Source organism: Microbacterium sp. NPDC089186 (assembly GCF_040685115.1).
GTDB lineage: Bacteria > Actinomycetota > Actinomycetes > Actinomycetales > Microbacteriaceae > Microbacterium > Microbacterium galbum.
This window is the reverse complement of the sequence record NZ_JBFBHJ010000001.1, coordinates 446,624-461,489: the sequence shown is the minus strand read 5'-3', so window position 1 is coordinate 461,489 and position 14,866 is coordinate 446,624. Positions and strand designations below refer to the sequence as shown.

Annotated in this window: 10 protein-coding genes and 1 pseudogene; 6 read left to right on the top strand and 5 right to left on the bottom strand. The window is 71.0% G+C overall.

Annotated elements, in window-relative coordinates; genetic code table 11:
* Positions 1-2 precede the first annotated feature (2 nt).
* The 4 genes from AB0N82_RS02170 (at position 3) to AB0N82_RS02155 (ending at position 5,121) form a co-directional block, all read left to right on the top strand.
* Positions 3-968 (top strand): DNA topoisomerase IB, encoded by a 966-nt coding sequence (locus tag AB0N82_RS02170; protein WP_363387557.1) that lies wholly within the window; start codon positions 3-5, stop codon positions 966-968.
* Between the two features lie 169 nt (positions 969-1,137).
* Positions 1,138-1,500 carry a CrcB family protein gene (locus AB0N82_RS02165; RefSeq protein ID WP_363389413.1) on the top strand — a complete coding sequence of 121 codons (363 nt, stop codon included), beginning with the start codon at positions 1,138-1,140 and terminating at the stop codon, positions 1,498-1,500.
* Positions 1,497-1,862 (top strand): fluoride efflux transporter CrcB, encoded by a 366-nt coding sequence (crcB, locus tag AB0N82_RS02160; RefSeq protein WP_363387554.1) that lies wholly within the window; start codon positions 1,497-1,499, stop codon positions 1,860-1,862. Before AB0N82_RS02165 ends, crcB begins: the two co-directional genes overlap by 4 nt.
* Before the next feature lie 82 nt (positions 1,863-1,944).
* Entirely contained in the window at positions 1,945-5,121 is a 3,177-nt protein-coding gene (locus AB0N82_RS02155) for an efflux RND transporter permease subunit (RefSeq protein ID WP_315993812.1), read from the top strand.
* Between the two features lie 592 nt (positions 5,122-5,713).
* Here the strand turns inward: AB0N82_RS02155 and AB0N82_RS02150 are convergent.
* From AB0N82_RS02150 to AB0N82_RS02140, 3 genes and pseudogenes are all read right to left on the bottom strand, one after another.
* A pseudogene (locus AB0N82_RS02150) lies at positions 5,714-6,337 on the bottom strand (DUF998 domain-containing protein); the annotation flags it as partial.
* 241 nt (positions 6,338-6,578) lie between these two features.
* Entirely contained in the window at positions 6,579-7,484 is a 906-nt protein-coding gene (locus AB0N82_RS02145; RefSeq protein ID WP_315993811.1) for an aldose 1-epimerase family protein, read from the bottom strand.
* A complete protein-coding gene (locus AB0N82_RS02140) occupies positions 7,481-8,104 on the bottom strand; it encodes an antibiotic biosynthesis monooxygenase (RefSeq protein WP_315993810.1) in 624 nt (207 codons plus the stop codon). The genes AB0N82_RS02145 and AB0N82_RS02140 overlap by 4 nt, the downstream gene beginning before the upstream one ends.
* Positions 8,105-8,468: 364 nt before the next feature.
* On the opposite strand from AB0N82_RS02140, the gene AB0N82_RS02135 reads away from it, so the two are divergent.
* Positions 8,469-10,721, top strand: a complete 2,253-nt coding sequence (locus AB0N82_RS02135) for a DEAD/DEAH box helicase (protein WP_363387549.1) — start codon at positions 8,469-8,471, stop codon at positions 10,719-10,721.
* 88 nt (positions 10,722-10,809) lie between these two features.
* Here AB0N82_RS02135 and AB0N82_RS02130 read toward each other — a convergent pair whose 3' ends face one another.
* Complete coding sequence (locus AB0N82_RS02130) at positions 10,810-11,913, bottom strand: Rv2578c family radical SAM protein (protein WP_363387546.1); 1,104 nt, start codon at positions 11,911-11,913, stop codon at positions 10,810-10,812.
* Between the two features lie 127 nt (positions 11,914-12,040).
* On the opposite strand from AB0N82_RS02130, the gene AB0N82_RS02125 reads away from it, so the two are divergent.
* Positions 12,041-12,733, top strand: coding sequence for a hypothetical protein (locus AB0N82_RS02125; RefSeq protein WP_315993807.1), 693 nt, complete (start codon positions 12,041-12,043; stop codon positions 12,731-12,733).
* A gap of 46 nt (positions 12,734-12,779) precedes the next feature.
* Here AB0N82_RS02125 and AB0N82_RS02120 read toward each other — a convergent pair whose 3' ends face one another.
* Positions 12,780-14,753, bottom strand: a complete 1,974-nt coding sequence (locus AB0N82_RS02120; RefSeq protein ID WP_363387543.1) for an AAA family ATPase — start codon at positions 14,751-14,753, stop codon at positions 12,780-12,782.
* Positions 14,754-14,866: the final 113 nt, after the last annotated feature.

Sequence of the window (14,866 nt, the reverse complement as noted above, 5' to 3'; positions counted from 1 at the left end):
GCATGGCGCGACTGATCCGCGTCCGGCCCTACGAGGATCCGGGGTATCGCCGGGTGCGCTCGGGGTCGGGGTTCCGCTTCGTCGATCACACCGGGGCGGCCGTGCCCGACCGCGACGCCGAGCGCGCGCGCGGTCTCGTCATCCCGCCCGCGTGGCGCGAGGTGTGGATCGCGCGAGAGCCCAACGCCCACATCCAGGCGGTCGGCACCGACGAGGCCGGGCGGCGCCAGTACACGTATCACGCCGACTGGTCGAAGCGTCAGGACAAGGGCAAGTTCTCCCGTGCCCTGCAACTCGCTCAAGCCCTCCCGCGCGCTCGCGCTCGCGTGACGCAGTCGCTGCGACGGAGCGAGATCGACCGGGAGCGCGTGCTGGCGGTGTCGTTCCGCCTGCTCGACCTGGTCGCGCCCCGCGTCGGCAACGCGCGCTATTTCGTCACGAACGGTAGCCGAGGGCTCACCACCCTCCAGCGCAGGGACGCCACGGTCGAGGGTGATCTCGTCCGGCTGTCGTTCCCGGCGAAGAGCGGCAAGCGCGCCGATCTGCGCGTGCACGACGCCGAACTGGCATCCCTCATCGAAGAACTCGCGCTGGGGCGACCGCGAGCGGCGCTGCTGAGCTACAAGCGCGGACGGCGACGCGTTCCCCTCACGCCGGGCGACGTCAACGCGTACGTGCGCTCCCTCACCGGAGGACCCTTCAGCGCGAAGGACTTCCGCACGCTCCGCGGCACGATCATGGCCGCCGAATCGCTCGCGAAGGTGGGAGCCGTCGGCGGCAAGAACGAACGCAAGAAGGCCGAGGTCGCCGCTGTCCGCGCGACGGCGGAGGCGCTCGGCAACACCCCCGCCGTGGCGCGGTCGAGCTACATCGATCCGCGCGTCTTCTCGCTGTACCGCAAGGGCCGCACGATGGAGTTGGGCGGATCGAAGGATGCCGCGATCAGACGCCTGATCCTCGGGGAGTGACGGCGGCACGCGTGCCCGCACCGGTCGTCGAGCGTCTCCGGGACACCCGGACGCCGCGGAGGATCGGCCGGGTACCGTGGGCGCTCGACGACGGTGAGCGGGCCGGACGTGAGCGAACGCCGGCGGGCGCCGGGGGAACGCGGCGGCGGCGTAGGGTGGCGCGGTGAGCATGTGGCGTGACGCGGTCCTCGTCGCGGTGGGCGGTGCCATCGGCACGGCCGTGCGCGCGGGACTCACCCTCGGTCTCGGCGACGACCTGGGTTCCGCCCTCGTGCCGATCATCAACGTCGTGGGGGCGTTCGCGATCGGCATCCTGTTCGGATGGCGGGCCCGGATGCCGGAGTCCTCGCGCGCGCAGCGCGTGCAGCTCTTCATCGGCACGGGGGTGCTGGGCGGGTTCACCACCTACAGTGCGCTCGCCGTGGAGTCGGCCGACCTCGCGCTGCTGTGGTGGGGAGTGGCGACGGTGCTCGTCGGCACCGCGGCCGCCTGGGGCGGCGTGCTGCTCGGGCGCGGGGGGCGCGCACGATGACGCCCCTGGTCTTCGTCGCGGTCGCCTTCGCCGGCGGCGTCGGCGCGGCGCTGCGATACCTGCTCGACGTCACGATCCGCCGCCGCACGGGCGAGCGGTTCCCGTGGGGCATCCTGGTCGTCAATGTGACCGGGGCGCTGGCGCTCGGCATCCTGAGTCCGCTCCCGGCGGACGAGGCGTGGCGCTGGATCCTCGGCACGGGGCTGCTCGGGGGGTACACGACCTTCAGTGCGGTCGCGGTGACCACCGCCCTGCTCGCCGAAGAGGGGCGTACGCGGGCCGCGGTGTCGTACGCCCTGCTGTCGTTCGTCGGGTCGGTGCTCGCCGCCGCCCTCGGCCTCACGGTGGGTTCGCTGCTCTGAGCCGCGCCGGGCCGCGGAGGGGCATGGGATACTGGCCTCTCGATACACCCCTGTATCGAATCGTGATCCCGGAGGGTCCTTCGTGTCGTACCTGGCCGTTCTGAGCCTGAAGAACCGTGCCCTCATCGCCCTCGTCACGATCGTCGCGGCGATCTTCGGCGGCCTCGCGCTGACGAGCCTCAAGCAGGAGCTCATCCCCTCGATCGAGTTCCCCCAGCTCGCGATCGTCACGACGTACCCGGGCGCCTCCCCCGAGGTGGTCGAGGCCGACGTGTCGACGCCCGTCGAGAACGCGATCCGCGGGGTCGAGGGTCTCGAGTCCACCACCGCGACCAGCACGACGAACTCCTCGATCGTGTCGGCGTCGTTCACCTACGGCACCGATCTCGCCGCGGCGCAGCAGAAGATCCTGGCCGCGATCGCGCGCATCAACGATCAGCTGCCCGAGTCGGCCGACACCACGGTCGCTTCCGCCAGCATCGACGACTTCCCCGTGATCCAGCTCGCGGTCACCGGCTTCACCGACGCGCAAGCCACGCAGTCGATCCTGCAGAGCAGCGTCATCCCCGATCTCGAAGACGTCGACGGCGTCAACGGCGCCCAGATCGTCGGCGGCACCGGCCAGCGCGTCACCATCACCCCCGACACGACGAAGCTCGGCGACCGCGGCTTCAGCCAGCAGGCGATCACCGACGCCCTCGACGCGAACGGCGTGCTCTTCCCCGGCGGCTCGCTGACCGAGGGCGATCAGACGCTCACCGTCCAGACGGGCACCAAGCTCACCAGCGTCGACGAGATCGCCGCCCTTCCGCTCGTGCCGACGGATGCCGCGCAGTTCCAGGCGGGGCAGACGACCATCGGCGACGTGGCGTCCGTCGAGCTGCAGACGGACCCCGTGACCACCCTCTCGCGCGTCGACGGCCAGCCCGCGCTGACCATCGCCGTCACCAAGCTCCCCGCGGCCAATACGGTCGACGTCTCGCGCGGCGTGCTCGCCGCCCTGCCGGGTCTCGAGTCGCAGCTCGGCCAGGGCGCGACCTTCACCGTGGTCTTCGACCAGGCGCCGTTCGTGACGCAGTCGATCGAGGCGCTCGCGCAGGAGGGGCTCCTCGGTCTCGTCTTCGCGGTCGTCGTGATCCTGATCTTCCTCATGTCGGTGCGCTCGACGCTCGTCACCGCGATCTCGATCCCCACGAGTGTGCTCATCACCTTCGTCGGGCTCCAGGCCTTCGGCTACTCGCTGAACATCCTCACGCTCGGCGCCCTCACGATCGCCATCGGCCGCGTCGTCGACGACTCCATCGTCGTCATCGAGAACATCAAGCGGCACTACGTCGGCGACGCGGAGAAGATCCCCACCATCATCCGGGCCGTGCGCGAGGTCGCGGCCGCCATCACGGCATCCACGATCACCTCCGTCGCGGTGTTCCTGCCGATCGCGTTCGTCGGCGACGTCACGGGGGAGCTGTTCCGCCCGTTCTCGCTCACGGTGACGATCGCGATGGCGGCGTCGCTGCTGGTCTCGCTGACGATCGTGCCCGTGCTGGCGTCGTGGTTCCTCAAGCCGGGGAAGGTCGTGCGGGATGCCGAGGGCAACGCCATCGACCCCGAAGCGGCCGACGCGCCCCCCTCGCGTCTGCAGAAGGCCTACGTTCCCGTGCTCAGCTGGACGCTGAAGCACTCGTGGGTGACCCTGGGCCTTGCCGTGCTGGTGCTCGGTGGCACGCTCGCCTCGGTGCCGCTCCTCAAGACGGACTTCCTGGGCGACTCCGGCCAGAACACCTTCACCGTGACGCAGAAGATCGGATCCGCCCCGAGCCTGGATGCCGAGGACGCGGCGGCGCAGAAGGTCGAGGCGGTGCTGCTCGACACCGAGGGCGTGCAGACGGTGCAGACCTCGATCGGCTCCAGTGGTTCGGCGCTGCGCGACGCCTTCTCGGGAGGCGGTTCGGGCATCACCTACTCGATCACCTCGCAGTCGGGTACCGACCAGGTGGAGCTGCGCGAGCGCGTGCGCACCGAACTCGAGAAGCTGACGGATGCCGGTGAGATCGAGGTCTCCGCGCAGGGGAGCGGGTTCGGCTCGACCGACATCACGGTCGACGTGACCGCGCCCGACGCGACGACGCTGCAGCAGGCGAACGACGCGGTCGTCGCCGGTCTCGACGGACGCGACGGCATCGGCCAGGTCACCAGCAGCCTGTCGGCCTCGCTGCCGTTCGTGTCGGTGCGCGTCGACCGCGACGCGGCCGCCGAGCGCGGCCTCTCGGAGCAGACCGTCGGCGCCCTCGTGTCGGGCGCCCAGCAGCCGCGCCAGGCGGGAACGGTCGAGCTCGACGGTCGGGGCGTGACGGTCTACCTCGCGACGGCCAACCCGCCCCAGACCATCGACGATCTACGCGCCCTCGAGATCCCCAGCGCCCGGGGCGCCGTGCGCCTCGACGAGATCGCCACCGTCGAGCAGAGCCAGACTCCGCCCTCGATCACCACCGCGCGGGGACTCCGCACGGCATCCGTGACGGTCACCCCCACGACCGACGACCTCGGCAGCTCCTCCGCGAGCGTGAACGCGGCCCTCGCCGACGTGCAGCTGCCCGAGGGAGCCACCGCGAAGGTCGGCGGGGCCGTCACCGACCAGCAGGACGCCTTCGGTCAGCTCGGTCTCGCGCTGCTCGCGGCGATCCTCATCGTGTACGTCGTGATGGTCGCGACGTTCAAGTCGCTGCGCCAGCCCCTCGAACTGCTCGTGTCGGTCCCGTTCGCCGCCACCGGCGCCATCCTGCTGCTGCTGGTGACGGGCGTGCCGCTCGGCGTCGCCGGGATGATCGGGGCGCTCATGCTCGTGGGCATCGTCGTGACGAATGCCATCGTGCTGATCGACCTCGTCAACCAGTACCGTGCGCGCGGGCTGAGCGTCCACGACGCCACGATCGTCGGTGGGGCGCGACGTCTCCGGCCGATCCTCATGACGGCGCTCGCCGCCATCTTCGCCCTGGTGCCGATGGCCCTCGGCATCACGGGCCACGGTGGGTTCATCTCGCAGCCGCTCGCGGTCGTCGTGATCGGCGGCCTCGTGTCGTCGACGTTCCTGACGCTGCTCGTACTGCCGACCCTCTACAACCTCATCGAAGGAGCGAGCGAACGTCGACGGGCGCGGCGTGCCGCGCGCGACGAGGCGTCGTCGCCGTCGGTGGGCGCTGCGCCGATCGCGGACGACGGGCACCCGCTGAGCCGACGCGAGCTGCGCGAGAAGCACTGACGGCGCGCGGGCCCGCGGCGGGGCTCGCTCCGCTCGTCACGGCGGTGCGTCCGCGGCGCGGTCCGCACCCGCCCGCCTGAGCGACGATCGCGGGGCGGGCGGCGGATGCCGCGGGGCCCCGCGCCTCGAGGGGAGCCGAGGTCGTCGCGGCGTCGTCGCGGGCGTTCGCCCGAGTGGCGGTTGCGAGCGACCGCGTCGAGTGGGGGTCGGTCGTGGTCGCTCCCGCGCGAGGGCCGCGTGCCGAGGACGCCGCAGCGGAGCGGAGCCGGTCTGCGCCGACCGAGCGCATCGACGAGCCGCGGTCGATGCGTCCTTCGGCGCGGGCCGCGAGCGATGAGGCGGGGCGGCCGGCGAGGAGGGCGAGGACGCTCATGCGACGAGCGGTACGACCCGGGCCGCTGACGCGCGGGGAGCGGGTGCGCGACACGGACGCGGCGGCGGTCGTCGAGGAGACGACGCCGAGGGAGCCGGCCAGACGGCGGCTGCGCGCGCGGCGACCCGCGAGGTGGGCGCCGGAGCGCGAGGAGTCCGCGTGCGCGGGAGTCACGGCCCGTGAGGCGGCGCCGGCCAGTACATGCGTGAACATTCCCGACCAGGCGAACATCGCGGTGCACGAGATGGTCTCGAACAGAGCGAGATTGATCGTCGCCGAGACGAAGAGGGCGATCGAGACGACCAGCCACACGGTGGCGATCACGGTGCTCACCGCCATCCGCTTGCCGAGGCGGTTGAACATGATCGGCGCGCTGATCAGGAGGGCGAGGAAACCGAGGACCATCGAGCCCGCGACGCGATCGTGGAGGTCTTTGTCGGTGTTCAGCGGAATGCAGCCGACGAGAGCGAGATTGACGCCGACGACATTCAGGCAGATGAATGCCACGGTCGCAGCCCCTCGGCGCACCGGTCCCCGGCCGAGCCGACGGACGTCGCGGCGCACGCAGAACGCGAAGACCACGACGATGACCCCGCTGACCTTGAGCGTGGTGTTGAAGAACGCGCTCGAGAGGTCGCCGAAGATTCCCAGCTGGCTGAAATGCAGCTGCCACCACAGCGGGTCGCTCGTCGTCGCGATCGCCAGCAGCAGGCCCGTCACGAGCACGGTCAGTGCGGCGGCCCCGACGTGCAGCGACGGGAGAGAGCGCAGACGGCGGGTGAGGCCGGTCAGGTGCGACGTCGACAGGGAGAAGGGGACGGCGGAGCGGAGCGCGCTGCTCATGATGGGGGATCTTTCCTCGTGACGGAACGAGGATCCCCCCACATCGCGAGACCCTCGGCCCCCGTCGGCTCATTCGGGTATGAACCGGGGCGAACCTTGACCCTTTGCCGCCCCCGGCCTTGACGGAAATCCGTCACGACGAATGGTATCGTTCGCGTCGCCCAAATAGGTACGGGGTTGTCCCAGCTTTCCCCAGGTCATATGCGAGATTTCATGTCCCCCAAATGGGGGACAAGGACACCTATGCCGAGAAGCGAACTCCCCATTCCCGGTGGAGAATGTCTCCCGGTTCGAGCCGTTCGAGATCGTCCCCCGTGGCGAAAGCGTTCGCGGGCGCCGTCATCGGCTCGATCGCGACGGCGAGGGAGTGGCCGGGGTAGCGGTCGGTCGTGAACACCTGCGCCCAGCGGAACCCCTCGTCCTGCCAGAGCTCGACGCGAGCCCCGTCGGGGGCGGTCAGGGTGTGGTGCGCGAGGCCCTCGGCATCCCTGTCCAGGCCTCGATAGCCGTTGTCGAGAGCGGCGTCGCCCAGGCGCACGCCCGCGCGCAAATCGGTGCCCGCGCCCACGGGGACCTCGTCGACGGGGATGTTGCGGTCGTCGAGGACGAGCGTCGTCGTGCCGGTCGAACGGACCACGAGGTCGGCGGTGGGAACCCCGCCGATCTGCAGGTAGGGGTGCACGCCCAGCGCGACGGGAGCGGCCGTCGCTCCGACGTTCTCGATGTCGTGGGCGACGTGGAGTCCGTCGTTCCGGAGGGAGAAGGTCACACGGGTGCGCAGGTGGAACGGATAGCCGGTCTGCGGGACGACGTCGGCTCCGAGCACGAGTCGTTCGTCGGACTGCTCGATCGGCTCGTACGCGCCGAAGCGCAGCAGGCCGTGGCTCGCGTTGCCGAACTTCGGCTCGCTGATCGCCAGCTGCAGGTCGGCGCCGTCGAAGGAGTACCGGCCGTCGCGGATGCGGTTCGGCCACGGGACGAGGACCACCCCGGATGCCGCGGGCGTCGGCACGTCATCGGGGTAGCGGGGCACGAGGTCGACGCCGTCGACGGTGAGCGCGCGCAGAGCGGCGCCGACCTGGGCGATCTCGGCGGAGGAGTGCGCGCCGCGCAGGTGGAAGCGCCGGCCGGTGGGATCAGCGGTCATGACGAGGCCTTTCGGGAGCGGGGCGGACGCTGCAACCACGGACGGAGCAGCCGGGTGACCCACGGCAAGACGGCGTAGGTCATGACGGGGGTGAGCATGAGGGTGGTGGCGAGCACGCGCAGGGGCAGGGGGATCTCGGCGAACCCCGGGACGAAGCCCAGCAACCACGACGCGAGGAGGTTCGTGGGGAAGAATCCGACCCAGATCGTCACGGCCTGCTTCCACCGAGGGGGAGCGGGGGGCACCGGCTGCTGCACGGGGGAGGTCGTGGCATCCGTCGGGGCGAGGACCGAGCCGAACGCGGCGTCGAACCACCCCTCGATGCCGGTGCGCCGCTCGGTGCGCTCCTCGCGCGCGAACGGGCGCCCGGAGTCGAGCCACCATTCACGCTGCGAGGAGGTCTCCCACTGCTCGAGCGTGGTGATGTCGCGGAAGCGGTACAGCATGTACCAGAGGTCGCTGTCCTCGCCCGCGCGCACCCAGCCCGAGCCGAGGAAGCCCGGGAACGCGGTCGCGAGGTCGGTGCCGGCCTGCATCCAGGAGGTCGCTTCGGCGGTGCGCGTCGGGTCGATGCGCCGCTCGATCGCCACCGTGATGGGGTGGGCGTCGGTGTCTGCCATGCGTCCATCTTCGGTCCTGTCGGCGCTTCCGTCGGCACCGGCCGTGACGAGAACAGGCGATGTCGCGAGAACAGGGGGCTCTCCGCCGAATCGGCCTGTTCCGGTGGCATCCCCTGTTCTCGTCGCACGCGGCGACCCGGGGCGTGGATGCCATTCCCAGGCGCGGGCTGTAACGTGGGGCGGTCGGCTCTGGACACCGCGTGTGATGCGCGGATGGGTTTGTGAGTCCAAGGGGCCGATGGACAGGACGCGATCGCGGCCTCGACCATCATCAGTGAATGGCCCCCGGCCGACGACAGTCCGGGTATCTCACCGCCACGAGCGGTGTCGCTGTTTCGCGCGAACAGAACCCAGGAAGTCCCCCATGCCCAAGAACAAGAAGCCCGCCGGCGGTCGCGCCGCGAAGAACTTCGAGCCGCGCTACGGCGCCAAGACCTCGTTCCAGGACCGCAAGCGTCGTCCCGGTGCCGAGGGCCCCGTCAAGCCCGGCAGCAAGAGCCCCAACCACCGCGGCTACCGCGCCGAGACCGAGGCCGCCCCCGACAAGCGCCGGTGGAGCGCATCGGATCGTGCCGGCCGCGACGAGGCCCGTGGCATCCGCCAGTCCGCTCGCGACGACCGTCCCGCCCGTTCGTTCGACGACCGTCCCGCGCGTTCGTTCGACCGGAACGACCGCCCTGCCCGGTCCTTCGATCGGAACGAGCGTCCCGCCCGGTCCTTCGACCGGAACGAGCGCCCGGCGCGTTCGTTCGATGGTGACGAGCGTCCGCGTCGTGACGCGGGTGAGCGCCCGGCCCGTTCCTTCGACCGGAACGACCGTCCGGCGCGTTCGTTCGATCGCAATGACCGTCCGGCGCGTTCGTTCGATCGTGACGAGCGTCCGCGTCGTGACGCGGGTGAGCGCCCGGCCCGTTCCTTCGATCGGAACGAGCGTCCCGCGCGTTCGTTCGACCGTGACGACCGTCCGGCGCGGTCCTTCGATCGCAACGACCGTCCCGCGCGTTCGTTCGACCGGAACGATCGTCCCGCGCGGTCGTTCGACCGGAACGACCGTCCCGCCCGGTCCTTCGACCGGAACGACCGTCCGGCGCGTTCCTTCGACGACCGTCCCGCGCGTTCGTTCGACCGCAACGATCGCCCGGCGCGTTCGTTCGACCGGGACGACCGTCCCCGTCGTGACGCCGGTGAGCGTCCGGCGCGTTCCTTCGACCGCAACGATCGTCCCGCGCGGTCGTTCGACCGTGACGAGCGCCCCCGTCGCGACTTCGGCGACCGCCCCGCCCGTTCGTTCGACGAGCGTCCGCGTCGCGCCGACGGCCCGAGCCGCTCGGATTGGAACGCCAGCCCGAAGCGCTCGGCCGAGCACGAGCAGCGCGTCGACGTCGTGCACGAGCGACTGCAGGCCGAAGCGGTGGATGCCGCGACCGTGACCGGCGCCGGCTTCGCCGAGCTGGGTCTCGGCGACAACATCGTCCGCGCTCTCGCGGGCCTCGGTGCCGACAAGCCGTTCCCGATCCAGGCCGCGACCGTGGCGCCGATCCTCGAGGGACGCGACGTTCTGGCCCGTGGCCGCACCGGCTCGGGCAAGACCATCGCCTTCGGCGCGCCGCTCGTCGAGAGCATCCTGCGCGCCCAGGCCGGTCAGCGTCGTGAGTTCGGTCGCGCGCCGAAGGCGCTCATCCTCGCGCCGACCCGCGAGCTCGCCCTGCAGATCGACCGCACGGTGCAGGTCATCGCCCGCAGCGTGGGGCTCTTCACCACGCAGATCTACGGCGGCGTCCCTCAGGCGCGTCAGGTCGGTGCGCTGAAGAAGGGCGTCGACATCATCATCGGCACCCCGGGTCGCATCGAAGACCTGCTCAACCAGGGCAAGCTCGATCTCTCGCAGGTGCAGGTCGCCGTGCTCGACGAGGCCGATCACATGTGCGAGCTCGGCTTCCTCGAGCCCGTGCAGCGCATTCTGCGCGCCACCGCGAAGGGCAGCCAGAAGCTGCTGTTCTCGGCCACGCTCGACCGCGAGGTCGCGGCCCTGGTCGACGAGTTCCTCGTCGAGCCGGCCGTCTACGAGGTCGCCGGTGAAGACCAGGACTCGAGCACGATCGAGCACCGCGTGCTCGTGATCGAGCACCGCGACAAGGCGCAGATCCTCGACTCGCTCGTCGATCGCGAGGGCAAGACGCTCGTCTTCGCCCGCACCCGGGCCTACGCCGAGATGCTCGCCGAGCAGTTCGACGACGCCGGTATCGCCGCCGTCGCGCTGCACGGCGACCTGAACCAGCAGAAGCGCACGCGCAACCTCGAGAAGCTCACCTCGGGTCGCGTCAACGTGCTCGTGGCCACCGACGTCGCCGCTCGCGGCATCCACGTCGACGACATCGATCTGGTCATCCAGGCCGATGCCCCCGACGAGTACAAGACGTACCTGCACCGCTCGGGCCGCACCGGCCGCGCCGGTCGCAGCGGCACGGTGGTGACGCTCATCACGCGTCAGCGTCAGCGCCGGATGACCGAGCTGCTCGACCGTGCGGAGATCGAGGCGCCGTTCGAGCCGACGCAGCTGGGCGACGACGTGCTCGAGGAGATCTCGGGTCGTCAGCTCTCCGACGTCACGTCGTAATCCGTCACACCGGTAAGCCCCCGTTCGCGTTCGCGCGGCGGGGGCTTTCCCGTTGCCGTCGGTGGCCGCGACGTCCCGGCCTTCGCCGTCAGAACAGCCTCGGCTCGCTCGCCGGCGCGACCCGGGGGCGAGGGGATGCCGGGCCCCGGGTCGCGCGAACCGGCCCCAGGCTGCTGGTGGCCGGGGTGCGGGCCGCGAGTCCCGGTTGTGGGCGACCACGTGGGTGGTCGTCTTCGTCCCACCCGTCGAGTCGGTGCAGGCGCAACAGTGGGCGGAGGCGCTTGCCGAGCCACGTGCGGTACGCCTTGGGTGCGGTGACCGAGACGCCGGGATAGAGGCCGCGGTAGGACGACACGAGGTGCGGGTGCTCGCGTTCGAGCCACTCGAAGAACCACTGCTTGGCGCCCGGGCGCAGGTGCAGTGCGCCGTAGACCACCCTTGCGGCGCCGGCCGCACGCAGGCGGGCGAGGGCGTCGTCGAGCGCCGGGATCGAGTCGGTGAGGTGGGGGAGGATCGGCATGAGGAACACCGTCACGCGGAATCCCGCCGCCGTCGCGGCGCGCACCGTCTCGAGGCGCGCCTCGGCGCTGGGGGTCCCCGGCTCGATCGAGTGCTGAAGAGCGTCGTCGAAGACGGCGATCGACATCGCGAGCGACACCTTCACCTGCTGGGCGGCGTCCGCCAGCAGCGGCAGGTCGCGCCGCAGAAGCGTGCCCTTCGTGAGGATCGAGAAGGGTGTTCCGGTGTCGGTGAGGGCACCGACGATGTCGGGCATCAGGCGGTAACGCCCCTCGGCCCGCTGATAGGGGTCGGTGTTCGTGCCGAGCATGACCGGTTCGCGCGCCCAGGATCCGCGCTGCAGCTCGGTCCGCAGAACGTCCGCGACGTTGACCTTCACCACGATCTGCGAGTCGAAATCGGCGCCGGAGTCGAGGTCGAGATACTCGTGCGTCTTGCGGGCGAAGCAGTACGAGCACGCATGGCTGCAGCCGCGGTACAGATTCACCGTCCAGTCGAACGGCATGGCCGACGCGCCGGGCACGCGGTTCAGGGCGGTCTTGCACAGCACCTCGTGGAACGTCATCCCCGCGAACTCGGGGGTCGTGACCGACCGGACGAGACCGTCGATGCGCTCCATGCCGGGCAGCGCCGCCGTGTCGTCGACGCCCAACTGCTGACCCTGCCACCTCATGCGGACAGTCGAACACATGTTCTACCCAGAAGCAAGGCCGACCTCTCCACATGCGTCCGCATGCACGAACCACGAACCGCTACTGTGGCTGCGAAGCCCGCCCCGCGCGGGTGGACAGGGGGCGGACATGGATGCGGACCGGCACGTGTGGGGGCACACGCTCGTGAACGGGTCCGCACGCCGGGTGGAGTCGCTGCATCCCTCCTTCGTGGTGCGGCATCCCACCCTGTCGGGATGGATCTGGCTCGGCGTCGCGGTGGTGCTGCTCGTGGTCTGCGAGATCTGGGTGGAAGACGAGACCGCCGGCGTCGTCCTCTCGCTGCTCGGCGCCCTGCCGTCGCTCGGCGCGACGCTGCTGGTGCTCGCGCAGACGCCGCGCACGCATCTCGCGTACGAGGAGTCCATCCTCGGTCACTTCTTCGCGCGGTTCTTCGCGGTCCTCGGCGCGCTGATCCTGTGGGTCGGCTCCGTCGTCCTCGGCGCGGCGGTCGCGGTGCAGCTGGCCGAGGACACCGGGGCCGATCCCGAGAAAGCGTGGGTCGAGGCCTTCGAGATCTTCGGTGCGGTCGTGCCGTTCATCGTCGCGATGCTCTGGGCCGTGCTCGTCTTCCGCTGCGTCGGTTACATCGCGCGCCTGCGCGGGTGGGCGGGCGTACCCGAGCGCCATCGGATCCCCGACGAGTTCCTCACCGAGCTGCCGCACACCCGGCGCGTCGTCATCGGGCTCGCGCACCCCTCGCTCCTGTTGGTCGCGGGAGTGCTGAGCATCGTGGTCGCCCTCTTCGCGGCGGCCGAGGTCGCATCCAGCGGCATCGCCTGACGCGCGGCGCGCCAGTGTCGCGGCGGGACGAGCGGTCGCGACCACCTCAGTCGGGCAGACGGCCCGCGATGAACCGCAGGGCCTCTGCGCCCGCCGTGAAGGACTCCTCTTGTTCGCGTCGTACATGGTCGGGCAGGTCGGGCTCCGCCAGGATCCCGCGCGTCACGCGCTGCCCGCCCGCGAGGATCTCCACCAAGAACTCCTCGTCCCCATCCGCCAGCGACACCGGCAGCTCTGCGTCGTCGAGCGGCCACCCGCTGGGAGCGAGGGGGCCGGGATGCCGCGCGGCCGCCGCGCTGCCGGCAGCCTGAAGCCGTTCCGTGCGGGCCGCGATGACCGGGTCGCCGCCGACGCGTTCGACGGAGCCGGTGTTGCCGAGCTCGGCGTAGACGGTGTGCCAGACGGTCATCGGGAAGCTCAGCTCGTGGGTCGGCTCCGAGGTGTCGACGAGCGGGTCTTCGACATCCTGGTCGAACGCGATCGAACCGACCGTGTCGTCGCCGACGGTGTCGAGGGCGACCCAGTGGCCGTCGGTCTCGTCGTGGTAGCCGATCTCCCCCGAGGGCGACACCTGCATCGAGGGGCCGCCGGCGCGCGGAACGAAGGGGGTCTCGGTGGCGATGTAGGCAGAGGGGGACGGCGAAGGGGTTTCGGGCCGTGCCCCCAGGAGCACGCGCGTCAGAGCGGCTCCCGAGTCGAGGAGTTCGTCGAGGGCCGCCGTCAGGTCGTCATCGGTCGGTGCCTCCTCGCCCCGGACGGCGGCGCGGAGGACGGTGCCGCGCAGCAGCTCCTTCGCGAACGAGCCCGTCGTGCCCTGCGCGCGGTCGGCTGCGGCCTCGATCGCCTCCGCCGACAGCGGCAGGCCCTGGGCGTAGCGACGGAACAGTCGGCGTCGGTCGGCGTCGTCGGGGAGCGGGATCTCGACGCCGAGGTCGACGCGACCCGGTCGGGCGGCGAGAGCCTCCTCGAGGATCTGCACGTGATTGGTGGTCATGACGAAGGCGATGTCGGCATCCGGTTCCAACCCGTCCAGGGCGTCGAGCACGTCGAAGAGCACGGGCTCGGGAGAGAAGCCGCGATCGGCCGCCACCAGGTCGATGTCTTCGAGCACGACGAGGGCGGGGGCGAAGGTGCGCGCGATCTCGGCCGCCGCAGTGATGAAGCGGATGCTCGATCCGGTGAGCACGACGGCCGTCGTCTCCGGCGTGCGGGCGAGCAGGTGGCGCACCGTGAGCGTCTTGCCGGTGCCGGGAGGACCGTAGAGCAGGACGCCGCGCTTGAGGTGCTGTCCGGCGGAGCGCAGGGCCTCGCGGTGGTCGCCGATACCCACGACGTGATCGACGATCCGCTGCAGAACCCCCTCGCCGAGCACGATGTCGTCGGCGCCGACCTCGGGGCGGGGCAGGAAGGTGGCCCCGGCCTCGTGCCCGTACTCGGTCGGCACGAACGACAGCACGTGGCCGCGCAGCACGCTGCGCTCGATCATCAGTCGTCGGATCTCCGCGAGCGCCGCCGCCGTGGCATCCGGGTCCGCGCCGATCACTTCGAGCTGGGGCTGCGACGGCATCGACCGCGGGTTCGCCGAGCGCTGCACGATCGCGAGCGGGTGACCGTCGAAGGCGAGCAGCCGCACGCCGAACGAGACGACCCGCCGCTGGGCGGTGGCGCTCACGTCGCGCGACTCGTACGACACCGGTCCGGGAGCGAAGTGCGAGTAGGGGCCCGCGAACAGCTCGGATGCCGACGCGTGCAACCGCTGCTCGCCCCCGGTCACGCCGATGAGGCGTCCGCCGCCGCGTTCGGTGAGCTCATCCAGGGCGATGTCGGCGTCGACGTAGCGGTGCGCCGACAGGGTCTCGGTGGTGACCGGGAGTGTGGTGACGTCCACGCCGAGATGAGCGCTCAGCTCCTCGCCGAGCGGGGTGCGCTCACCTGCTCTGTCGTCGGCGACGACGCGGTTCACGGTCTCGAAGTAGCGGCTCATGGCGCGCATGAGTGCGCGGTCGTCGTCGTCGAGCATGGTCCCCCCGGTCGGCTCACGGTGTCCCCAGACTGCCGGGCCGACGCGGGTCGGGCAACCTCCGGCCTGCCACGGGTCGACCGCAGCGGGCGTCCGGGAGACAATGGACGCAG

Bases quoted from the DNA above. Each gene is read 5' to 3' on its own strand.
- AB0N82_RS02145 (WP_315993811.1), bottom strand. From the start codon at position 7,484: ATGACCGCTGATCCCACCGGCCGGCGCTTCCACCTGCGCGGCGCGCAC.
- AB0N82_RS02140 (WP_315993810.1), bottom strand. From the start codon at position 8,104: ATGGCAGACACCGACGCCCACCCCATCACGGTGGCGATCGAGCGGCGC.
- AB0N82_RS02170 (WP_363387557.1), top strand. From the start codon at position 3: ATGGCGCGACTGATCCGCGTCCGGCCCTACGAGGATCCGGGGTATCGC.
- crcB (WP_363387554.1), top strand. From the start codon at position 1,497: ATGACGCCCCTGGTCTTCGTCGCGGTCGCCTTCGCCGGCGGCGTCGGC.
- AB0N82_RS02120 (WP_363387543.1), bottom strand. From the start codon at position 14,753: ATGCTCGACGACGACGACCGCGCACTCATGCGCGCCATGAGCCGCTAC.
- AB0N82_RS02165 (WP_363389413.1), top strand. From the start codon at position 1,138: ATGTGGCGTGACGCGGTCCTCGTCGCGGTGGGCGGTGCCATCGGCACG.
- AB0N82_RS02135 (WP_363387549.1), top strand. From the start codon at position 8,469: ATGCCCAAGAACAAGAAGCCCGCCGGCGGTCGCGCCGCGAAGAACTTC.
- AB0N82_RS02125 (WP_315993807.1), top strand. From the start codon at position 12,041: ATGGATGCGGACCGGCACGTGTGGGGGCACACGCTCGTGAACGGGTCC.
- AB0N82_RS02130 (WP_363387546.1), bottom strand. From the start codon at position 11,913: ATGAGGTGGCAGGGTCAGCAGTTGGGCGTCGACGACACGGCGGCGCTG.